Source organism: Paracoccus aminovorans, assembly GCF_900005615.1.
GTDB classification, from domain to species: domain Bacteria; phylum Pseudomonadota; class Alphaproteobacteria; order Rhodobacterales; family Rhodobacteraceae; genus Paracoccus; species Paracoccus aminovorans.
The window spans coordinates 2,263,763-2,285,401 of the sequence record NZ_LN832559.1 but is presented as its reverse complement, the minus strand read 5'-3'; the positions used below and the strand labels follow the sequence as shown (position 1 = coordinate 2,285,401).

General features: G+C 65.5%; 21 protein-coding genes. 12 read left to right on the top strand and 9 right to left on the bottom strand.

The genetic code is table 11. The annotated features are described in order from the left end of the window. The 5 genes from JCM7685_RS11345 to JCM7685_RS11325 are packed head-to-tail and all read left to right on the top strand — an operon-like array spanning nucleotide 1 to nucleotide 5,313. Nucleotides 1–1,146: an efflux RND transporter periplasmic adaptor subunit gene (locus JCM7685_RS11345; protein WP_074970992.1), complete on the top strand. Its 1,146-nt coding sequence runs from the start codon at nucleotides 1–3 to the stop codon at nucleotides 1,144–1,146. Next, the gene (locus tag JCM7685_RS11340) at nucleotides 1,143–2,276 is read left to right on the top strand and encodes an ABC transporter permease (RefSeq protein WP_074970990.1); all 1,134 of its coding nucleotides are present in this window, start codon (nucleotides 1,143–1,145) and stop codon (nucleotides 2,274–2,276) included. Before JCM7685_RS11345 ends, JCM7685_RS11340 begins: the two co-directional genes overlap by 4 nt. A 1-nt stretch (nucleotide 2,277) precedes the next feature. Continuing rightward, nucleotides 2,278–2,970, top strand: coding sequence for an ABC transporter ATP-binding protein (locus JCM7685_RS11335; RefSeq protein WP_074970988.1), 693 nt, complete (start codon nucleotides 2,278–2,280; stop codon nucleotides 2,968–2,970). A gap of 14 nt (nucleotides 2,971–2,984) precedes the next feature. Then, entirely contained in the window at nucleotides 2,985–3,362 is a 378-nt protein-coding gene (locus JCM7685_RS11330; protein WP_074970986.1) for a hypothetical protein, read from the top strand. Nucleotides 3,363–3,408: 46 nt separating this feature from the next. Next, nucleotides 3,409–5,313, top strand: coding sequence for a heavy metal translocating P-type ATPase (locus tag JCM7685_RS11325; RefSeq protein ID WP_074970983.1), 1,905 nt, complete (start codon nucleotides 3,409–3,411; stop codon nucleotides 5,311–5,313). Nucleotides 5,314–5,431: 118 nt separating this feature from the next. On the opposite strand, the gene JCM7685_RS11320 is transcribed toward JCM7685_RS11325, so the two are convergent. The 6 genes from JCM7685_RS11320 to JCM7685_RS11295 all read right to left on the bottom strand — a co-directional run bounded on the left by JCM7685_RS11320 (nucleotide 5,432) and on the right by JCM7685_RS11295 (nucleotide 10,429). After that, nucleotides 5,432–6,391 carry an FAD:protein FMN transferase gene (locus tag JCM7685_RS11320; protein WP_074970981.1) on the bottom strand — a complete coding sequence of 320 codons (960 nt, stop codon included), beginning with the start codon at nucleotides 6,389–6,391 and terminating at the stop codon, nucleotides 5,432–5,434. Then, nucleotides 6,372–8,594, bottom strand: coding sequence for a PepSY domain-containing protein (locus tag JCM7685_RS11315; protein WP_074970979.1), 2,223 nt, complete (start codon nucleotides 8,592–8,594; stop codon nucleotides 6,372–6,374). Before JCM7685_RS11315 ends, JCM7685_RS11320 begins: the two co-directional genes overlap by 20 nt. 12 nt (nucleotides 8,595–8,606) lie before the next feature. Beyond that, entirely contained in the window at nucleotides 8,607–9,077 is a 471-nt protein-coding gene (locus JCM7685_RS11310) for a DUF2271 domain-containing protein (protein ID WP_074970999.1), read from the bottom strand. 26 nt (nucleotides 9,078–9,103) lie between these two features. Then, on the bottom strand, nucleotides 9,104–9,484 hold the full coding sequence (locus JCM7685_RS11305) for a PepSY domain-containing protein (RefSeq protein ID WP_074970977.1): 381 nt from the start codon (nucleotides 9,482–9,484) through the stop codon (nucleotides 9,104–9,106). Between the two features lie 114 nt (nucleotides 9,485–9,598). After that, the gene (locus JCM7685_RS11300; RefSeq protein ID WP_074970975.1) at nucleotides 9,599–9,901 is read right to left on the bottom strand and encodes a PepSY domain-containing protein; all 303 of its coding nucleotides are present in this window, start codon (nucleotides 9,899–9,901) and stop codon (nucleotides 9,599–9,601) included. Between the two features lie 210 nt (nucleotides 9,902–10,111). After that, on the bottom strand, nucleotides 10,112–10,429 hold the full coding sequence (locus JCM7685_RS11295; protein WP_074970973.1) for a PepSY domain-containing protein: 318 nt from the start codon (nucleotides 10,427–10,429) through the stop codon (nucleotides 10,112–10,114). Nucleotides 10,430–10,571: 142 nt separating this feature from the next. On the opposite strand from JCM7685_RS11295, the gene JCM7685_RS11290 reads away from it, so the two are divergent. From JCM7685_RS11290 to tcmP, 4 genes are all read left to right on the top strand, one after another. Continuing rightward, nucleotides 10,572–11,231 (top strand): response regulator transcription factor, encoded by a 660-nt coding sequence (locus JCM7685_RS11290; RefSeq protein WP_074970971.1) that lies wholly within the window; start codon nucleotides 10,572–10,574, stop codon nucleotides 11,229–11,231. Further along, nucleotides 11,228–12,637 (top strand): sensor histidine kinase, encoded by a 1,410-nt coding sequence (locus JCM7685_RS11285; protein ID WP_074970969.1) that lies wholly within the window; start codon nucleotides 11,228–11,230, stop codon nucleotides 12,635–12,637. Before JCM7685_RS11290 ends, JCM7685_RS11285 begins: the two co-directional genes overlap by 4 nt. 407 nt (nucleotides 12,638–13,044) lie before the next feature. Next, complete coding sequence (locus tag JCM7685_RS11280; RefSeq protein ID WP_231964624.1) at nucleotides 13,045–13,848, top strand: DUF5131 family protein; 804 nt, start codon at nucleotides 13,045–13,047, stop codon at nucleotides 13,846–13,848. Then, nucleotides 13,848–15,005, top strand: coding sequence for a three-Cys-motif partner protein TcmP (gene tcmP / locus JCM7685_RS11275; protein WP_074970965.1), 1,158 nt, complete (start codon nucleotides 13,848–13,850; stop codon nucleotides 15,003–15,005). The genes JCM7685_RS11280 and tcmP overlap by 1 nt, the downstream gene beginning before the upstream one ends. Nucleotides 15,006–15,011: 6 nt before the next feature. On the opposite strand, the gene JCM7685_RS11270 is transcribed toward tcmP, so the two are convergent. The 3 genes from JCM7685_RS11270 to istA all read right to left on the bottom strand — a co-directional run bounded on the left by JCM7685_RS11270 (nucleotide 15,012) and on the right by istA (nucleotide 19,273). Beyond that, nucleotides 15,012–16,172, bottom strand: a complete 1,161-nt coding sequence (locus JCM7685_RS11270) for a DNA methyltransferase (RefSeq protein ID WP_083412965.1) — start codon at nucleotides 16,170–16,172, stop codon at nucleotides 15,012–15,014. An 873-nt stretch (nucleotides 16,173–17,045) separates the two neighbouring features. Then, nucleotides 17,046–17,774, bottom strand: coding sequence for an IS21-like element helper ATPase IstB (gene istB / locus JCM7685_RS11265; protein WP_028030902.1), 729 nt, complete (start codon nucleotides 17,772–17,774; stop codon nucleotides 17,046–17,048). Continuing rightward, nucleotides 17,774–19,273 carry an IS21 family transposase gene (gene istA, locus JCM7685_RS11260; RefSeq protein ID WP_090271472.1) on the bottom strand — a complete coding sequence of 500 codons (1,500 nt, stop codon included), beginning with the start codon at nucleotides 19,271–19,273 and terminating at the stop codon, nucleotides 17,774–17,776. Before istA ends, istB begins: the two co-directional genes overlap by 1 nt. Nucleotides 19,274–19,713: 440 nt before the next feature. Here istA and JCM7685_RS11255 point away from each other — a divergent pair, with 440 nt between their 5' ends. From JCM7685_RS11255 to JCM7685_RS11245, 3 genes are all read left to right on the top strand, one after another. Further along, on the top strand, nucleotides 19,714–20,496 hold the full coding sequence (locus tag JCM7685_RS11255; RefSeq protein WP_083412964.1) for a hypothetical protein: 783 nt from the start codon (nucleotides 19,714–19,716) through the stop codon (nucleotides 20,494–20,496). Between the two features lie 34 nt (nucleotides 20,497–20,530). Continuing rightward, a complete protein-coding gene (locus JCM7685_RS11250) occupies nucleotides 20,531–21,337 on the top strand; it encodes a transglutaminase-like domain-containing protein (protein ID WP_062563373.1) in 807 nt (268 codons plus the stop codon). A gap of 90 nt (nucleotides 21,338–21,427) precedes the next feature. Beyond that, nucleotides 21,428–21,607 (top strand): hypothetical protein, encoded by a 180-nt coding sequence (locus JCM7685_RS11245; protein WP_100526073.1) that lies wholly within the window; start codon nucleotides 21,428–21,430, stop codon nucleotides 21,605–21,607. Nucleotides 21,608–21,639 lie beyond the last annotated feature (32 nt).

Genomic DNA, 21,639 nt, shown 5'->3' with positions numbered 1-21,639 from the left:
ATGCGGCGCGTCTGGCTTTTCGGGTTCCTTGCGGCGCTGGCGATCGCGGCTGGTTTTCTGTTCCTGACCGAAAGGCCGCTGACGGTAACGGTCGCGCAGCCCGAAAGCGATGTGGCCCTTCGCATCTATGGGCTTGGCACCGTCGAGGCGCGCATCCTCAGCCGCGTGGGGTTCGAGGTCGGCGGGGCGTTGACGGCGCTGGCGGTCGATGCCGGCGACCGGGTGGCACCGGGTCAGGAAATGGCCAGCCTGCACGCCGACGAACAGGAGGCGCGCGTGGCTCGCGCCCGCGCTGCGGTGGCGGCCAATGAGGCCAATCTCGCCAAGGCCGATGCCGCAGTCGTGCGCGCCCGCGCAGTGCTCGCGCAGAGCGAGGCGGCGAACCGCCGCCAGCAGGGGTTGGCGCAGCGCGATGTCGCCTCGGTCCAGCGCGCCGAGGAGGCGCAGCGCGACGAGGATGTGGCCCGCGCCGATCTGGCGGTAGCCGAGGCCGATGTCGCGGTGATCCGGGCCCAGGGCATGGATGCGGCGGCGGGTTTGCGGCAGGAGGAAACCCTGCTGGCCCATCACCGCCTGATCGCGCCCTATGATGCGCTGGTCGTTGCCCGCCATGCCGAGGCGGGAGCAGTGGTCAAGGCCGGCGATCCGGTCCTGACCCTGATCGACCCCGCGACCGTCTGGATTCAGGCCTATGTCGACGAGGAACGCGCCGGCCAGCTTGCCCTTGGCCAGCCCGGCACCATCCGGCTGCGCTCGCAGCCCGCGGCCGAGTTTCGCGGCACCATTGCCCGCATCGGCATCGAAAGCGACCGGGTGAACGAGGAACGCCGCGTCTGGCTGACCTGCGCCGACTGTCCCGCCGAGATGTTTCTCGGTGAACAGGCCGAGGTGCGCATCCTGACCGGCACCCGCGCAACCGCGCTGATGGTGCCCGAACTGGCGATCACCGGCTTCGACGGGCATCGCGGCACGGTCTGGACGGTTGTGGACGGGCGCCTGACCCGCGCGGAACTGACCTTCGGCGCCCGCGACGATCGCGGCCGGGTCGAGGTCATCGGCGGCCTCCCTGAAGGGGCCATGATCGTCGCCCGGGTGCCGAAGGGCGCGGCCGAGGGCCGGCGCGCGCGCATTGGGGAGGCGCCATGAACCTCGCGCTCAAGGACATCCGCCACGGGCTGTTCCGCTTCGTGCTGACCTGTTTCGGGCTCGGGCTGCTGATGACGGTCGTGCTGGCGATGATCGGCATCTACAACGGCCTCGTCTCGGACGCGCTGGCGGTGGTGAAGGCGCCCATGGCCGATGTCTGGGTGGTGGAGGCCGGCACCAAGGGCCCCTTCGCCGAAGCCTCCAGCATTCCCGCCGATACGCGCGATGCGGTGGCGCGGATGCCCGGCGTGGCCGAGGCCGGCGCGGTCAACTACCAGAACGTCGAGGCGCCTCATGGCGGGCAAACGCTGCGCCTCTACGTCGTCGGCTACGAGCCCGGCCGCCCCGGCGGGCCGCAGGCAATCGCCGAGGGGCGCGGCATCGGCGCCAGTCATTTCGAGATGGTGGCCGACCGCAAGACCGGCCTTTCGCCGGGCGAGACCATCCGGCTCGGGCGCAACCGCTTCACCGTGGTTGGTCTGGTCGAAGGGGCGATGAACTCGGGCGGCGATCCGGCGGTCTATGTGACGCTGGCCGACGCGATGGCGCTGCAAACCGAACTCGACCCGGCGGCCCAGCGGGTGCAGACCGCGCGCGGCGCAGTTTCAGTCAAGTCCGCATCGGTCGCCGCCGTGATCGCCCGCATGGCGCCCGGCGCCGATGTCGATCTGCTGACCGCGACCGTGCGCCAGTGGAAGCACCTCGCCGCGATGACGCAAGGAGAACAGGAGGAATTGCTGCTGGCCTCGGTGGTGGACAAGGCGCGCCGCCAGATCGGGCTGTTCCTCGGCATCCTGCTTTCCGTCAGCGCCGTGGTGATCGCGCTGATCATTTACACCATGACCATGGAGAAGCTGAAGCAGATCGCCACCTTGAAGCTGATCGGAGCCCCCGACCGGACCATCATCGCGCTGATCGTGCAGCAGGCGCTGATCCTCGGCGCCTCGGGCTGGGGGATCGGGCTGGCGCTGATCCTGACCGTCAAGGACTACTTCCCCCGTCGCGTGGTGCTGGAGCCGTTCAACGTCATGGTGCTGGCCGGCATCATCGCCGCCGTCTGCCTCCTGTCCTCGGCGCTCGGCGTGCGGGCGGCGATGAAGGTCGATCCAGCCACCGCGCTCGGGAGCTGACATGGCGCTTGGCGACACCCTCATCGCGGTCTCGGGCGTGGCCAAGTACTTCGGCGAGGGCGAGACCCGCGTCGATGCCCTGCGCGCCGTCGATCTGACCGTGCGCGCCGGCGAGGTGATAGCGCTGCTTGGCCCCTCCGGTTCCGGCAAGACCACGCTTCTGAACATCATCGGCTGCATCCTTGCGCCGTCCTCGGGGAGGGTGATGCTGGACGGAGAGCCGGTGTTCGACGGCAGATGGCTGCGGCGCGACCTGCGACGCCTCAGGCTCGACAAGATCGGTTTCATTTTCCAGGCGCACAATCTCCTGCCGTTCCTGACCGCCGAAGAGAATGTCGCCGTCGTCCTCGACCTCGCCAAGCGGCCCGCCGACGAAGGCCGGGCACGGGCGCGTGAATTGCTGGACTATCTCGAGGTTGGCCACCGGGCGAAGGTCAAGCCGGCGCTCTTGTCGGGCGGCGAGGCGCAGCGCGTGGCGATCGCCCGCGCGCTCGCCAACCGGCCCCGCATCATCCTGGCCGACGAGCCGACCGCCGCGCTCGACAGCGCGCGCGCCGGGTTGGTGATGGACCTGTTGCGCAAGCTGGCCGTCGAGCAGGAGGCCTGCATCGTCACAGTCACCCATGACGAAAAGATCTTCGACCGTTTCGACCGCCTGATCCACCTGCGCGACGGCCGCCTCGCCGACGCCTGACCCGGAGGAACCCCATGAGCAGCCGCCCCCTCTCGCTGACCGTCGCCGCGGCCGTCGCCGTGATCTTCGGCCTCTTGACCATCGTTTCGGGAGGTCGCGCGATCTTCGGCGGCGTCGACATGGGCGCGGTGGTGCCCTTCGTGCTATGGTTCAACTTCGGTGCCGGGTTTGCCTATGTCCTGGCCGGGATCGGACTCTGGCGCGGCGGGGCCTGGGCGCCGATGCTGGCGCTTGGAATTGCCGTGGCGACAGCGCTGATCTTCGCCGCCTTCCTCTGGCATGTCCTGACGGACGGCGCCTGGGAGGCGCGCACCATGGGCGCGATGATCCTGCGCACCGGCATCTGGACCGCCATCGCGGCGCTTGCGTTGCGGGGCAAGAAGCCCACCTGAACGAATCTCGAACCCAGCCAGCACTTGCGCCAGCCCGGAGCCTGACATGAAGCGATCCCTGCCCGTGGACCTGTCGCTGGTCCTCTCGCTCGCCACCGTTCTCGGCATGGCGATGGCCGTGGCCGGACGGTGGCCGGCGCACGAGCTTCTTGGCGCCTTGCTGGCTCCGGGGCTGGCGCTCGTCTATCTGGCGGGCGGGTTGCCGACCGCCTGGCGCGCGGTTTCGGAACTCTGGCGCGCGCATGTGCTCGACATCGACCTCCTGATGATCGCCGCCGCCATCGCCGCGGCGGTCGTCGGCGCGCCGTTCGAGGGCGCGGTGCTGCTGACGCTGTTCAGCATCTCCACCACGCTTGAGGAGCGCGCGCTCGGCCGGGCCCGGCGCGCCATCGAGGCGCTGATGGCGCTGCGCCCCGAGACGGCGCTGCGCAGGACCGCGGGCGGCGCGGTCGAGGAAGTCGCCGCGGGCGAACTGGCGATCGGCGACGTGGTGGTGCTGCGCCCCGGCGCCCGGGTGCCCACCGACGGCGTGATCACCGCCGGGCGCGGCGGCATCGACGAGGCCAACATCACCGGCGAATCCATGCCCGTATCCAAGGAGGCGGGCGCACAGGTCTTCGAGGCGACGGTCAATCTCGACGGCGTGATGGACATGACCGTCACGAAGACGGTCGGCGACAGCACCATCGCCCGGATGATCCGGCTGGTGACCGAGGCGCAGGCCGCCCGCGCGCCCTCCGAGCGGTTCAGCGAATGGTTCGGCCAGCGCTATACCGTCGTGGTCATGGCCGGGGCAGTGATCGCCTTCGCCGCCTTCTGGGGACTGGGGCGCGAATGGGAGCAAGCGCTTTACCGGGCGGCGACGCTGCTGGTCGCGGCCAGCCCCTGCGCCATCGTGATCTCGGTCCCGGCCGCGATCCTGTCGGCGCTGTCGGCGGCGGCACGCGGCGGCGTGCTGTTCAAGGGTGGGGCGGCGCTGGAAACGCTGGCCGCCGTCGATACCTTCGCCTTCGACAAGACCGGCACCCTGACCAACGGCCGCGCGGAGGTGACGCGGGTGGTGGCGCTCGACGGCGACGAGGCCAGGTTCCTGTCGCTGCTGGCCGGACTGGAGGCGGGGTCCGAACATCATATCGCCGCCGCCATCGCCCGCGAGGTCAGGGCGCGCGGGCTTGAGGTGGCGAAGGTCGTGGACGCAACGGCGCGGCCCGGGTTCGGCATCCTCGGGCGGGATGAGGACGGCCCCCTCTGGGCCGGCAACCCCTATCTGGCCGAGGAGATGGGCGCCCGGATCGACCGGCACGAGCTTCGCGCGCTGGCGGATACGGCGCAGACCGTGGTCTATCTGGGGCGCGGCCAGAGGGTTCTCGGCGCCGTCTGCGTCGCGGACGAGGCGAGGCCGAGTTCGGCCGCCGCCCTGGCCGCCCTGCGCCGGGGCGGGGTTCGCCGCATCGTGATGATGACCGGGGATCGCCGTCCGGTGGCGCTGCGGATCGGCGGCGAACTGGGGCTCGCGCCTGACGAGATCCATGCCGGGATGCTGCCCGAGGACAAGGTGCGCCGGATTGCCGAGTTGACCCGGGACGGCAAGGTCGCCTTCGTCGGCGACGGCGTCAACGACGCGGCCGCGCTCGCCCGCGCCGATGTCGGCATCGCCATGGGCGCCGCCGGCTCGGAGGTCGCGCTTCAGGCGGCCGATGTGGCGCTCTTGTCGGAGGATATGGAGCGGCTGGCCGACGCGCACCGCCTGTCGCGCCGCGCTTCCGCCGTCATCCGCCAGAATCTGGTCTTCGCCATCGGCGCCATGCTGCTGCTGGTCACCGGCGGCCTCTTCTTCGACCTGCCGCTGCCCTTGGCGGTGATCGGCCATGAGGGCGGCACGGTGCTGGTGGTGCTGAACGGGCTCAGGCTGCTCTCGGACCCGATCCGCCGGCCGAAGCCGCGGGGCTGACGCGCCCCTGTCGCCGGTCGCCCAGACGTTGCCGGCGATGGCGACGCAGAGCGACGGCGGCGATCTGACGCGCCCCGAACCGGTGCGCGAGGCCGGGTAGCGGGTCGTCAGGCGCGGTTCAGCCGGGCGCGGCGTCGCCGCCGAACAGGGCGCCGATGGCGCGGGGTCGGATGCCCTCCGCCTCGCGCATCAGAAACAGCGCGTCGAGGCGCAGGCGCGCCGCCAGGTCCCCGCCTGCCCGGGGACCCAGCACCATCAGCGCGGTCGCCCAGGCATCGGCCCTGGCGCAGCTGCGGGCAAGGACGGTGACCGAGGCGGCGGAAGCGCGCAACGGTGCGCCGTGCCCGGGGTCCATGGTATGCGAGAGGCTCTGCCCTCGAACCTCGACGCGGTGACGGTAGTCGCCGGATGTCGCGACGGCACAATCCTCGAGCGCGAGGATCGAATGCGCCGCGCGTCGCTCCGGGTCGGGGGCTTCGACCGCGACGGCCCACGGGCTGCCGTCGGGGCGCAGCCCGGTGGCGCGCATCTCGCCGTCGATTCCGGTCAGCGCGGCGGTGATGCCGTGGTCGCGCAGGGTTTCGGTCAGACGATCGACACCGTAGCCCTTGGCGATGGCGTTGAGATCGAGCGCAATGGGAGCCCGTTTGCGCACGAGCTGGCCGTCGATATCCAGCACCTCATGCGCGGGGCGCCGGGGCGCGGCCATGGCGGCGCGGATCGCCCGAGCCTCGGCCGCGTCGGGTCCGAAGCCCCAGGCGCGCACGGCATCGCCCATGCCGATGTCAAAAGCGCCGCCCGAGGCGCGGCCGATCTCCAGCCCCAGCCGCAGCACTTCGGCCAGCCGGGCCGGGATGGCGAACCATTCATCCAGCGGGGCGCGGTTCAACTGCATCAGCGCGCTGTCGGGCTTCCAGGTGGACATCTGTGCGTCCACCTCATTCACGGCGGCCTGCAGCGCCGCGCGCAGCGGGTCCGGATCGAAGCCGGGCGCGGCGTGGAACACGGCTTGCCAGCGCGTACCCATGGTCGGGCCGTTGAGTGCATGGCGGACCGGATCAGAAGACATCTTCGACATAGCGTCCCTCGGCTTTCAGCACCGCCGGCGTCAGACCCGCCGGGGCAAGGATATCGGTTAATGCAGCCGTCACGCCCTCCGCCATCGCGCGCCCGCCACAAACCATGATGCGGGCGCCCGAGCGGATCATCGCCAGCACCTCGGCCGCCTCATGGCGCAGCGCGTCCTGGACGTAGTACGGGCGCGGCCCGCGCGAGGTGGCGGTGGTCAGCCGGGCAAGGCGGCCGTCCCGCTGCCAGCCGGCGAGCTCCTCGGCAAAGAAGAAGTCGCTGTCTCGGGCGCGCAGGCCGAAAAACAGATGCACCGGCCGGGCGCGGCGGTTGGCGCGGATCATGCCCGCCAACGGTCCGATTCCGGTGCCGGCGCCGATCAGGATCAGCGGGGCGCGCCCGTGGCCGGAGTGAAACCCGGGGTTGGGGCGGATGAAGGCGCGAATGGTGCTGCCCGGCTCCAGCGCCACCAGCTGCCCCGAACACAGTCCGCCGGGTTGCTTGCGCACGACGATCTCGACAAAGCCGTCGCGGCTGCCTGAGGCCAGCGAATAGAGGCGCGGCATGGGTGCGACACCCGGCGCGCCCTCGGGCAGCACCGCCAGCAGGTCGCCAGCCTGGAACTGCGCGAATCCGCGCCTCGTCAGCCGCTGCCAGAACCCCGCGCGCGGCAGGGCAAAACGCAGGATCGCGGTCGGGGCCTGCACCTGCGCGCCGTAGTCGCGCCGCGAGACCAGTGTCAGCGCCTCGGTGGCGGGCTGGACCGGCTGATGGACCAGTTCCAGCTCAAGACCGAGTGTCCGCCCGAGCGCGCGGCCCCAGCGGGCGAAATCCCGCGGCGACTGGCGGTCCACCGCGTCAGGCGGCAGAAGTTCCGTCCAGCCCTTCGCGGTCAGCAGCTGCGCGACCTCGTCGGCAAAGGCGCAGAAAGCCGGAAAACTGTGATCGCCGAAGCCCAGCACCGCGACCGGTACGCCGGAAAGCGCCGGCGCGTGTTCCAGCCGCTCGATGAAACCCTTGGCCGAGGCCGGGGCCATCCCGTCGCCATAGGTGGCGGCAAGGATCAGCAGGCGCTTCGCCGCCCGGTAGCGTGCGGGATCGAAGGCGGTCATGGGCGCCACATGGACGGACTGCCCAGCCTCGCTCAGCGCGCGGTGCAGCGTGGCGGCAAAGCCCCAGGTGCTGCCGGCCTCGGAGCCGACGAAGATGACAGTCTCGGCCCGGCTCGCCGAAGCGTTTCTGCGGATGCGCGGGCGTGCCCGCCAGCCTGCCAGCCAGAGGGCAAACCCGCTCACTGCCAGTGCCGGCACCGAAAGCGCCATCAGACCCAGGACGAGACCGATGACCGCCGCGCCGCGCCCGGTATGCAGCATCGTGAAGGTTTCCGTGACCCGCGACAATGCCTGAGCATCGGTCCAGGCCAGAACCTCGCCCGTGCCCTGATCGAGATAGCCAGCGCCCCGGTCGGTCTTCAGCGTGAAGGCGTCGGTGGGATCGGTCGGGTCGGGAAAGCTCAGATCGCGCAGCGCGGCCACCGGCAGATCGGCAAGCGCCGCGATGTGGTTGGGGGCGATCCCGGTCTGGCCGCTGGTCGTGGCCGGAAAGAGCGGCGCCCTCGCCTGATCGGGCAGCAGCCCGAAGGTCGAGGCCGTCATCCACAGCGCGGTCAGCGCGGAAAGCGCCAGACCCGCCACCGCGATACGCGCCATTTCGACATGCAGCCGCGCCGCCAGCCGGCCGCGCGTACGGCCGAACCAGCGGCGCCAGCCGCCCATGCGCCGCGCTATCAGAACCGCACCCGAGGCGCACAGCAGCAGCATGACCCCCGCACCCGTCGCCATGACCAGCCGGCCGGTATCGCCCGCGAAAAGCTGCCGATGCAAGTTTACCAGCCAGCGCTCGGCAGGGCTTGCGTCAACCGGAGCCACCCCTTGTCCGGTCGCCGGGTCGATCACCGCCGCGCCCGGTGTGCCATCCTGAAACCACCAGGCGGTGATGCGTCCCGAGGGCGCGCCGCGGATCTGCTCGACCCCTGGATACTCGGCCTGCACACGGGCGGCGAGGTCGCCCACGCTCAGCCCACCGGCCGCCTGCGGCGAGGCAAGTCGTTCGATCGCGGGAAAGACCGACAGCGCCGCACCGCTCACCGCAAGCAGGGTGACAAGCAGCAGGCCGGCCAGCCCCGGCCAGCGGTGGAGAAGTACACGGATCATCGGTCGGCTCCGTCACATGTCGTATTTGAGGCTGGCAACGTAGCGACGACCCTGCGTGGTCTTGCCAGCGCCTTGCGTGGTCAGGGGGACCGCCACGTCATCGGGGCTGTCGCGCATATCCTCGACGGCGGCATCGACATGCAGAACATAGCCCGCATCAAACAGCGCATCGGCCAGGTCGAGCGTGATTTCCAGCGTCCGGCCCGCGCCGACACTGGCGCCGGTGATGCCGTCAATCTGCGCCGGATCGCCACCCGTGGCGCGATACCAGCCGGCAAGCGAATCGTAATATTTCGACTTGCCCCCGGCCATCCACAGCGTGCCGGCATAGGCGCCGGACGCGTCAGTGAGATAAAGCGCCAGATAGGCACCATCGCCGCCGTAGTTGTTCAGCGTGGTGGTGAAGGTGACTGGCCGGGCTGCGGCGAGGCCGGGCGCCACGAGGGCCGAGGTCAGTGCAAATGCTGCAATGGCGGATTTCATCTTGTTATCTCCCTTCATTGGGGGTGTCAGTTCACCTGCACCACGGGCGGCTTGCCGTTCTGGAACAGCGGATTGGCGGGTGGGGCGGCCAGCGGGGCGGCCGGTGCGCGCACGTCCTCGCGCCGCCGGTCGCGGCCGCCGTCGCGGTGGCGCAGCTTGACGACGTTCAGCGTGGCGGGGTCGAGCTTGGCCTTGATGCGCCGGCCTTCGGCATCGCGGCCCTCGATCTCCCAGCAGCCGTCATCGGCCTCGATTTCCTCGACGCGCCAGCCAAGGCGGCTCGCGGCCTGCATGGCCGCCTCGCGCGGCTGCCAGACGGCACGAGGCGCATGGCAGTCATCGTCCGCCAGCGCAGCCGTTGCCGGCAGCGCCGCAAGGCAAGCGGCGGCAATCCACGGAATCCTCATGGTCAGTTCATCCTTTTGAAGTGTGTGTGGGGCGACCTTCCCGATCACCGATCTGAAGGCTGGCGCCCGATTGAAATGGCTCCGCGACAACCGGGCCGCGGAGCACTGGCGGGATCACTTCGTTTTTTCGGGCCTGGTGCCGTCGCTCCAGCGCTCGACCTTGCCGTCGATGACGTCGAGCGTCTGGGGATCGACGATCATCTCCAGGTGATTGCCGCCCTGATCGATGACATTGAGTTCGTAGCAGCCATCGTCGAGCTCCATCTTCGAGATGGACCAGCCAAAATCCTTGGTCAGCTGGATGAGCGATTCCCAGGACTGCATGTTCGCGGTCGGCACGTCGCAATGGGTGTCCGCAAGCGCCGCCCCGGCAGGGATCGCAAGGGCAAGTGCAGCGGCGGTGAGCAGGGTCTTCATGGCGTTTCTCCTCGGTTCGGGTTGCCTGATGTGACCAACCTGGAGGGCGTGACTGACGGGGTGCTGACGCCCGCCGGGAATCTGCTTCAGCTTGCTGTCAGGGCGGCGGGCGAACCGAGGGGAGGTGCCGACGGTGGTACATGAAACGAAAGCGCCCCGCCGGTGTCCGGCGGAGCGCAAGGCTTTGAGGAGTCGGGTGCGTGTGCCCCGTCAGTCATGGTTCCCTTCCGGTGGGCCCGACCGTCGTCCATCCCTGTCGCGATAACGGATGCGCATCTCGACCAGATCGAGATTGCCGGGGTCGATCTTGACCCTGATCTGATGGCCTTCGGCGTCGGTGCCCCGGACTTCGTAGCAACCGTCATCGATCTTGATGCCCGAAATCGTCCAGCCCCGCTCCTGCGCCAACGCCGTCACCGCCTCGCGCGGTTGCCAGTCGGCCATGGGGACGCGGCAATCGTCGTCGGCCAGTGCCGCGCCCGCTGGCAACACCAGAGCCAGAACCAGCATTGTCAGCGCCTTGCGCATTGGTCACACTCCTCCTTGCCAACTCGTTCGCACCCTGATGGCATGGAAAGCTGACATCAAACTGAAGCGGCGCCCCGGTTACGGTAAGGCTGCCGTCAGTTGCGGCGGGCAATCCGGAAGCGAGCCGTGAGAGGGAACCACCATGCGCATCCTGCTGATCGAGGACGACACGGTGCTGGGCGCGGCGGTGCGCGACCAGATCACAGCCGATGGTCACAGCGCCGACTGGGTGCATCGGCTCGATGCGGCAAGCGAGCATCTGAGAACCATCCCCTACGACCTGGTGCTGCTGGATCTGATGCTGCCCGACGGGCGTGGCATTCCCTATCTGCGCGCGCTCCGCGGGCGCGGCAATGCCACGCCGGTGATCATCCTCACCGCGCTCGATCAGGTCTCGGACCGCATCGAAGGCCTGAACGCGGGGGCCGACGACTATCTGATCAAGCCCTTCGATCTCGCGGAGCTCACGGCGCGGATCGGCTCGGTCGCGCGCCGCTATGCCGGCAACCCCAACCCGCTGATCCAGCATGGCGATCTGGAAATCGACCTTGCCGCGCGCAGCGTTCATCGCGCCGGCAGGCTCGTGCCGCTGACGGCGCGCGAATGGGCGCTGTTCGAGGCCCTGCTGGGCCATCCCGGCCAACTGTTCTCGAAGGCACAGCTCGAGGACAAGCTTTACGCTTTCGGCGCCGAGGTCGAAAGCAACACCATCGAGGTCCATGTCAGCCGCCTGCGCAAGAAGCTGGGCACCAGCGTCATCGAGACCGAGCGCGGCCTCGGCTATCGGCTGGGTCGCGGATGAGGGCGCCCGCAAGCCTGCGGGGCCGGCTGGCGCTCTGGCTGGGGCTGGCGCTGGTGGCGCTGTGGCTGGCAACCGCCCTGCTAACCGCCGGACTGATGCGGCGTGAATTGGACGCGCTGTTCGACTCGGCGCTTCAGGAAAGCGCCGAACGCCTGCTGCCTCTCGCTGTCAACGATGTGCTGGGTCGCGGCCCGGCCGACGAGAATGACGAGGACGATCCACGCATTCTGGGCGTCATCGCTCCGCATGACGAGTTCCTGACCTATGTGTTGCGCGACCCGGCCGGTCGGGTGCTGCTGCAATCGCATGCTGTCGATCCGGCCGGGTTTCCGCCTTGGGACGGGCCGGGTCTCCGCAGCACGGCGACGCTTCGCCTCTACAATATCGCCGCATTGCGAGACACGGTGCGCCTGACCGTGGCCGAGCCGCTGGCCCACCGCGCCCGCATCGCGCGCGAGGCGCTGTGGATGTTGCTGCTGCCGCTTCTGGTGGTGGTGCCGCTGGCCTTCGCGGCGATATGGCTGGCGCTGCGGGCGGGACTTGCGCCACTGCAACGCTGGCGCGAGCGGCTGGCGGCGCGTGGCGCGCGGGATCTGTCGCCGGTGTCCGCGGGCGATCTGCCTTCGGAACTCGCCCCGATCGCCGCCACGCTCGATGATGTGCTCTGCCGCCTGTCCGCCGCTTTCGAGGCCGAGCGGAGTTTCGCCGCCAACGCCGCGCATGAGCTGCGCACCCCGCTGGCCGGCGCCATCGCCCAGGCACAGCGTCTTCAGGCCGAGACGGCGGACCCGGCCGCGCGGATGCGCGCGGCCGCGATGGAGGCGGCGCTGAAACGCCTGCTGCGGGTCAGCGAGCGCCTGATGCAGCTTGCCCGCGCCGAGGGGGCGAGGCTGCGCCGGGACAGCGCCGCCGATCTGTGCCCCGTGGTGCGGATACTGGTCGAGGAACAGGGCCGCGACGCGGGCGACGAGCGCATCCGCCTTCGCCTGCCCGAAGCGGCGGTTCTGTCCGACCTCGACCCGGATGCGCTGGCCATCATCTTGCGCAACCTGATCGACAACGCACTGCGCCACGGCGATCCGGCAAAACCGGTCGACGTGACGCTCACCTCAGAGGGCATCCTGCGTGTGTCCAATGACGGCCTGCCCATCCCTCCCGAAACGCTTGCCCGTCTCGCCACCCGCTTTACCCGCGCCGGCAGCAGCGCCGAAGGCAGCGGCCTCGGCCTCGCCATCGTCGCCACCATCGCCGAGCGCATCGGATCACGCCTGCATCTGACCTCTCCGCGCCCCGGCGCTACAAGCGGCCTCACCGCGGAGATGATGCTGCCCTGCGCTTCCGACTGTGAGGTCGAGAAGCGGGACAATCTTCCCAGCCGTCATAGTGCGAGTTCAAGCGCGTCTTAATTTGGTGAATATAATCAATATGTTAATGTGGAGAAGGTTCGACAGTAGGCCCATCCCCTCCGCCACTTGCCCCCACAAAAGCGTTCTCCCGATCCGGCTGTGGCCGGATTTTTCCGTTGTTTCGAGGGTTGTGCGGGAGGGCTGTTAACCGGCCCGAGTAATGAACTGCGCACAAGCGTTCTCTCCGGGCCGATATTCTCCGGACCTGTTAACCGCGCCCGATCCGGTAAATAGCCTCAAGTCTCTGCTTTCATGTGGATTTTGGGATCCAGGAAAGCGTTCATGTTGGAAAATCCATCCGACTGGCGGATGGAACGGAGATCGAACGGATTAGTCGGCGGCACAAGCGCGCCGCATCCCACTAGCGATCCAAGCCAGGCGCGCGTTCCTGCTTTGTGCGGAGTCAAGTGCGTGCTACCATCAGCAAAAAGCGAGGCGAGCAGTTGGCCCAGAAATCAGAGATCGAATGGACGGACGCGACATGGAACCCGGTGACCGGCTGCACCAAGGTCGGCCCGGGATGTGACAACTGCTATGCTGAACGCTTTGCAGAGCGCTGGCGCGGCATTCCGAGCCACCCCTATGAGCAAGGATTTGACCTGACGCTCTGGCCGACGAGGCTGAAACAGCCCGCGCTCTGGAAGAAGCCGCGGATGATCTTCGTGAACTCTATGAGCGACCTGTTCCACAAGGACATCGACCGTTCCTTCGTCGACAAGGTGTTCGATGCCATGGAGCAGGCAGATTGGCATGTCTACCAGGTCCTGACCAAGCGCAGTTCCCTCATGCGCAACTATGTCCGCAATCGCTATCAGGGTGGGCCGGTCCCCCGCCACATCTGGCTTGGCGTTTCGGTTGAGGACGCCGCGCATACCAGCAGGATCGAACACTTGAAGCAGATCAATTCCGATGCACGCTTCATCTCGTTCGAGCCGCTGCTCGGCCCGATTGGGAACGTGGATCTGCAAGGTATCGCATGGGCTATCGTTGGAGGAGAGAGCGGGCCTCGCGCTCGACCGATGGAGGAAAGCTGGGCCCGTCAACTCCGGGACATTTGCGACCGTGACGGCGTAGCGTTCTTTTTCAAGCAATGGGGTGGCGCCAGACCGAAATCCGGTGGCCGCCTGCTCGATGGCGAAGAGTGGAATGGCTTTCCCTGGCAGATCGTTCCCGAACCGATCATTCGCGCCCTGCAGCCCGAGGATGCCTGATGCCGCCAAAGATAGAGAACTACCACAGGCGCGAGCAGTCCTTCATCAAACATCTGTTTCTCAACAAGTATCTCGAGTCTGCAGCATACAAGCTGTTCCAAGGCAGATCGCCGGTGTTCAACTTCGTGGACGCATTCGCAGGCCCTTGGCGGGTATCTGACACCAACAGGTATTCCGACGCCTCGTTTTCTCAGGCGATCGAAACACTGGAAACCGTTCGTCGATCTTTGCTCGATATGGGGCGTCCTGGCCTCAAGGTCCGTTTCCGGTTCTGCGAACGGAACCCTCTCTCCGTTGCGAAATTACAGGAGTTTGCGGCCGAGAAACCCGAATTCGACATTCAGGTGTTCTCCGGCCCGTTCGAAGACAACCTTGACGGCATTCGCACTGCGTGCCGGGACGGCTTCACCTTCACGTTCATCGATCCCACTGGCTGGAACGTTGAATCCGCCAAGGTGTTTGAATTTCTGCGGAGCCTGAACGGCGAATTCCTATTCAATTTCATGGCCGAAGAGGTGAACAGACACGCCGGCTGGGATGGCGTTGCGGCGTCCGTCGGTCGTTTCCTAGCGGATCCTGCCTGGAAGGATGCCTTCGAGGCAATGCCAGAGGGGTCCAACGAGACCAAGATCCTGCAGCTCCTGAAGGCAAAGATGAAGGAGGCCCGGGTTGCCACATACCTGACCGATATGGCTATCCGAAAGCCGCGTGAGGATCGGATCAAGATGCGGCTGATCCTTGGCACACACAGTGGGTTCGGGGTCGAGGTTTTCCGGACCGTTCAGGAAAAGGTGGAGAAGGAAGCGGTCCGAACGCGCCACGCGATCCAGACTGAGGAAAGCGGGCAATCGCTGCTGTTTCCCGAGGACCAGATCATTGCGTTTGAGACCGACCGTGATGGAGTCGGATGCTCTGCTCACGTCGGCTGGGCGACAGAACTGCTGCTGCGCACAGTGTCGCAGAGACCGGGGATCGCATTTGGGCCACTCGCCAGCGGGGTGATGGAGCAGGTGCCGGTCCGAACCACCCATCTCAACAAGATCGTGGCGGCGAAACGCAAGGACGGATTGCTGCATTTCGATCTTCCAAATGGCAAACGCACGCCCAGCCCTGAGACGAAGCTCTGGCCCCCGACTATCGCTTCTGAGAGGGACTAACAGCAATCACGCGGCTGAATGCGCCCTCTCAGACGTCACGAATTCTGCACCAATACGTTGTTCCGCCTCTGAGCAATACTTCGAATTCAATTCGATACCGACCACACTCCTACCGGAACGAAGCGCGGATATTGCCGTCGTGCCAGACCCCAAGAAAGGATCAAGCACTGTTCCCCCTTCTGGGCAGCCACATGCGAGACAACGATCAACCAATTCAGTTGGAAAGGGAGCGCAATGGCTATGAGGATTCTCTGGGCGGGCGGCAATTCTCCAGATGTCCTCCTCTCCTCCAAGCGCTGCCCTATTGAAGTAGTACTTTGGTCCCTTGGAGAAAATGAAGACATTCTCGTACGTCCGGTGAGGTCTATCATGTGCCGTTGGCTCTCCAAGACTTCCGGGGCGCTCCCAAATCACGGCACTTCGTAATGTCCAGCCCGTGGACTGCATGGCGGTGGCAACTCGCCAAGGAAGCCCAATTAAGGACTTCCTTGGCAGCCCCAAGCCGGGGCCATCCACCGCCCGTAGCTTCTCGCGCGCAAGCTGCCGTCCCGAATTTTTTCGATCCCGACCGTGGGGCCTGCCTTTCGCATTGTAGTAGGCATCGCCAATGTTCAGGAAAAAGACTCCGTCCGGTCTAAGAACGCGTTTCAACTCCTTGAATGGCTCTATCAAGGCCTGAACATACTCCTCGATTGTCGCTTCATGCCCGATCTGACCTTCGCACTCATAGTCGCGCTGCCAAAAGTACGCCGGAGACGTCACAGCGGTGTGTACGAAGTTCGATGGAAGGGATCTGAGGCCGACCGAGACGTCGGCATTCAAGATCTTGTAGCTCTGCTTCTCGCCGACGCGCCCGGCAAGGGTGCGTACAGATGAGTCGGAAGCGTTCTTGCACTCGCGATCAGCCGGCGAAAGAGCAATGCTCTGGGCATCAGGCGTTGTTTTCGACTTGGCGAGGTATGCTTGAACGGAAGCCTCGGAAACCCTTATTTGCCCCTTCTTCCCGACCCTTACATGCTGCAACTCGCCAGTTTTGACCGCACGGCGCAAAGTCGATAGAGACAGTTTCAATGTCGCTTCAAGCTCTTGCAGGGTGAAAAATCGCTCAAGCATACGGCACTCCAAGTCGGCAAGTCTTCCTGTCACCGTCTTGTCATAGATACCCATTGATAGTCAATGGTGATCAATCTTGCCGACGTTACCTAAAGAGACAGTCCCGATCTGAGCGCAGATGCAAGGCTTGTTCGATCGAAAGCCGAGGACAAGACAACCTCTTGACTGTCGATGGCTGATGGGTCCCTCGGCGCGATCCCTTCTGGAAACAAGACAGCTATTTTGGGGTTGGTCGAGCCAACCGCCCAAAGGTCGCGGAAATCTGAAATGTAACCCAATGCTTTGTAAACGCTGTCACTAATGTAGGAACCGTCTGCAGTCTTCTTGACTTCGACAAACATCACGTGACGAGATGAAGGACCCTCATGAACTAGAATAAGGTCCGGTCGCCGCCCGACACCGCGAACGCCATCGTGCGCGTCTATTATCTCAAGCTGATATGATCTGCAGCCGAGCACAGATACCGGCGATTGGTCGAAATAGACTCGGACACTACCGGAGGCCGTATCGAAAAGCGCAATATGGTTGCGGCCTGGAGCAGCGAGGCCGTATTGAGTCGGAGATCCAAGCCCGAGTTCGTTCTCTAAGAGATCAAGGACCATGACGAGGGCGAACAATTCAAAAAGGTCATCGTCACTCACAGGTGCGAGCCAGCTGACCGCCAAGAGCTCAAGGATGTGACGCCAACGGCTCGTGCGGTCTTTGGATGAGTATCGCAGTCGGCGTGTCGCAAGTCCGGATGCCAGCCGATACGCCGGCAATCGCTGACGCTGCGCAGCCAGTCGCATCGAAGCTGTCAATCGGCATTCAAACGGGCCCCCTGATCGGCGTCCAAAAGTGACCCCTTTGGCGCGCGGGTGAGCAGGCCCGTGGCGGCGTAGCTTTCCAGCTGGCGCAGCCGACGCGGGCCTGCGTTTTGGAGGGTGTTCAGGCTCGGGTTTTGATGCGCCAGCTGTCGTTGCCGGTCTCGACGATGTCGCAGTGGTGGGTGAGCCGGTCGAGCAGCGCGGTGGTCATCTTTGCGTCTCCGAAGACGGTCGGCCACTCCCCGAATGCGAGGTTGGTGGTGACGATGACGGAAGTCTGCTCATAGAGCTTGCTGATCAGATGGAACAGCAGCTGGCCGCCGGACTGCGCGAATGGCAGGTATCCGAGTTCATCGAGGATGACGAAGTCGAGCCGCATCAGATGTTCTGCAAGCCGGCCTGCCCGTCCGGCACGGGCCTCGGCCTCCAGCCTGTTCACCAGATCGACGACATTGAAGAACCTGCCCCGGGCACCATTGCGGATGACCGCGCGCGCTATGGCCACAGAGATATGGGTCTTGCCGGTCCCGGTGCCGCCAACCAGCACGACATTGCGCTGTTGGCTGAGGAACTCCCCGCTGGCCAGATCTCGCACCAGGGTCTCGTTGATTGGGGTGTCATCGAAGGTGAACTCCTCGATCTCCCGGGCATAGGGCAGCTTGGCGGTGGTGATCTGGTATTTGACCGACCGCGCTTTCTTCTCGTTGATCTCGGCGGCCAGAAGATCTCCAACGATCTGGCGGGGTTCGTGCTGGCGGCGCACAGCCACCGCCATGAGTTCGTCATAAGCGGCGCGCATCCCGTAGAGCTTCAACTCGCCCATTGCAGCCATGATGTCAGCACGATCCATCAGCAGGCCCTCCGCAGCAGATCATAACGGGCGCAGTCCGCCACAGGCTCATGGGTCAACTGCAAGGCCGGAGAGGTCAGCAGAAGCGGTGGTGGTTCCGGATCTCGCCTGCGGGATAGAATATTGAGGATTACATCGGCAGAATGGACGCCTTGCGAGAGAGCTTCGGCACATGCCTTTTGAACCACAGGCATCCCTTCCGTCAGCACAGCGCCGAGGACCTTCACCATCTGGCGGTCGCCATCTGAGGAGCCCTGCAGCTTGCGGCGGATCTGTTCAAGAGCTCCGGGAAGAACCCAGTCCTTGAACGGTGCGCCGTTACGCAGCGCCCCGGGTTTGCGAAGCAGAACAGGCACATAATGCCAGGGATTGTAAACCGTTCGGTCCCGGCCGAAGTGACGCGGGTGGTCTCCGACCAGTCGGCCCTCCTGCCGGATCTCGATCCGCTCAGCATAGGCCCTGATCTCGACCTGCCGCCCGACAGCCGTTGCCGCGACGGAGTATTTGTTGTTGTCGAAGCGCACGAGACAGGTCTTTGACACCGCCGCAGGCAGTGAATGGAATCCGTCGAAGCGCCCGGCATAGGGGACAAGGTGCGGGCGCTCTTCCTGGAAGACCTGCCAGACGGTTTTGTCCGTCAGCTCCGGATGCTTGCTGGTTCTGGCCGAGGCGATGCACTTGTCCAGCAGCCAGGCATTCAGTTCCTCGTAGCTCTTGACCCTGACGCGGGGCGCGAAAAACCGCTGACGGACAGTGCCGACCTGGCTCTCCACCTGGCCTTTCTCCCAACCCGCAGCAGGGGTGCAGGCAACGGGTTCGACCAGATAATGGCTGGCCATCTGCAGGAACCGACGATTGTAGAGGCGTTCCTTGCCGGTGAAGATGGTCTCCACCGCCGTCTTCATGTTGTCGTAGATCCCGCGGGTGCAGGTGCCCTTGAAGAAGGCGAAAGCCCTGTCGTGGGCATCGAACACCATCTCCTGCGTCTCGCGCGGATAGGCCCGCACAAAGAACATCCGGCTGTGGCACAGGCGAACATGGGCCACTTTGATGGTGGTGGTCGCCCCATCGATCACCACAACCTCGTGGCTCCAGTCGAACTGATAGGCTTCACCGGGCGCAAAGCTCAGGGGCACGAAGGCGGCAGAAGCGCCTGAACTCTGAGTGCGTGCCCAGTTCGAGGCGTAGCGGCGCACCGCGTCATACCCACCTTCATAACCGAGACCGCTCAGTTCTTCGTAGATCTGTATCAGAGACTGACGTTCCCGGCTGGACCGCGCGGCGTTGACCTCCAGCAGCCGGTTGAGTTCCCCCAGCCAGGCACCCAGCTTCGGGCGCGGCTGCACCGTCCGGGTATAGGTGAACTCGGTAATCCCGGTGCGGATCACCTTCCGCACCACCTTCTTCGACAGCTTCAGGTCACGGCAGATCGTCTTGATCCCCTTGCCCTCGGTGAAATGTAGCCGCCTGATTTTTGCGATTGTCTCCACGATCAGCATCCCGTGCTCGGCCTCCGATAATCATCGAAGGCACAATGGACCCAACCCCCGGTCGGTGGGGTCCATTTTGGACGCCGATCACCCCAGAAGCGGGGTCCTTATTGCAAGCCGTTCAACATTCAGGTGCGCGAAAGAAACGGCATCTGGGAGGTGCAGGTCGACGGCAAGTTCCGCGGCGACTACCACCAGAAGGAACATGCTCTTGCCGCTGCAGCCTTGCACAAATTGTCGCCCCGATGACCAGCAGCACCCACCCGACACTCCCGCAGGACTTCGCGATCCAGGTGGCTGAGAACGAAGGCATGCCAACGAGACCGAATTCCAGAGCCTCCCCGCTACCGGCCGCGCCCACTCGACGGCTGACCGGAACGCTCACGCTTGGGCTATCGAGGACTCGCGCGGCAACCAACGGGCTCTGGTCCGCCAAGGAACAAGCTGCGATGAGACATCCCTTGGCGAGGCTGATCGCGCGGACGGCAGCCATAGCCGGTGTGATCGCCTCTTTCGCCTTTCCCGTGCTTGCGCAGGATGGAACCGGCCCAATGCCGGAGAACGCCCAGCCGCGCAGCTATGGCGGCGGATGGGTCTGCGACATCGGTTACCGGGTAGAGGGCGCCGAATGCCTGCCTCTCGATATCCCCGAGCATGCCTATCCAACCGGGCGCTCCTACGGGACGGGGTGGGAGTGCAACCGAGGGTACGAGGAGGTGGACGGGACGTCCTGCAATCCCATCCCGGTGCCCGCCAATGCCTTCCTCCGGTCTTCCGGTTACGATTGGCAATGCGAACGCGGGTTCCGGCAGGAGGACGAGGCATGCGTGCCCATTGTTCTGCCCGAGCGTGCCTACCTGACGGACGATGCCTCGGGGAGGGGATGGACCTGTGATCGTGGCTATGAGGCCGCTGCAGAGACATGTTCGCCGATTGCCGTGCCAGAGAACGCGTATCTGACCAACGCAGACTACGGCGCCGCCTGGGCTTGTGAGAGAGGCTTCGTCAGAATCGACGACCGATGCGACGCCGTTGTCGTGCCATCGAATGCTTATCTGGACGAGGCATCCTATGGACCGGGCTGGAGCTGCGAGCGCGGATACGAGGTGTTGAATGGCGCCTGCGTCGCCATCGATCTGCCGGAGAACGCCTATCTCGACCGATCCGGCAAGCGGTGGAGCTGCAATCGAGGTTTCCAGCTCTCGGACGGGGCGTGCGTCCTTGGAAGATGAGGGTGACAGAACGATGCGCAGCCGCGTGTCCGGCATGCGCGTCAGCATAGGGTGTCGTCTCCGATACAGCTTCCCGCAGTCGACGCCGCTGATTGCGATGCTGAACGTCCACTACTCGCGCTTCGGCGATCTGGAGCGTGCCGACTATCTTGTGACGTCGCCGAGCGTGCCGCTTGAAAGCTACCGGGATGGCTTCGGCAACTGGTGCACGCGCGTCCTGGCTCCGGCGGGCGACTTCTGCCTGTCGACGGATGGCATCTTTCGCGACACGGGCCAGCCTGATCCCTCCATGCCCGGCGCGCGGCAGCACGCGGTTCAGGATCTTCCTTTCGAGACGCTCGTGTTTCTGCAGGGCAGCCGGTATTGCGACACCGACCTCCTATCGGAGGAGGCGTGGCGCCTGTTCGAGACCACGGACCCCGGATGGTCACGCGTCCAGGCGATCTGCGATTTCGTGCATGGACATGTCCGCTTCGACTATATGCAGGCAAAGGCGACGCGCACAGCGTCGCAGACCCTCGCCGAGGGGCAGGGTGTCTGCCGCGACTTTGCCCATCTCGCCATCGCCCTGTGCCGATGCATGAACATTCCGGCCCGCTACTGCACCGGATACCTGAGCGACATCGGGGAGCCTCTGCCTCATCCGCCTGGGGATTTTGCCGCGTGGATGGAGGTCTTTCTCGCTGGGGAATGGCACATGTTCGACCCGCGGAACAACAAGCCGAGGTATGCGAGAATTCTGATCGCGCGCGGTCGCGATGCTGCCGATGTCCCTCTGACCCAGACATTCGGCCAGAACACGTTGATGGAATTTAAGGTCTGGACGGATGAATTGGCCTGACTGACCTCGGCTTCTTTTTCGATGCACCATCGCAATTCGAGTCGCCAGCCCCCATATGTACAGTGCCGATGCGAAGTATCCCGGTCCGACATGGACGAGGAGTTGGCGTCGGATAATCAAAGGATCGATGAAGTGTCCTTCAAGGACCTGACCGCCAAGGCTGCGGCTGCGTTAAAGCCGAAGCCTGCGAAAACAGCAACGACCCCTGCCAAGGAGACCGAGCCCAAGGCTTCTGGCAAGGATGCACCCGCCAAGTCCAAGACATCTTGAGGGTGTACACCGGTTGCGCGCCTCATTCCCGT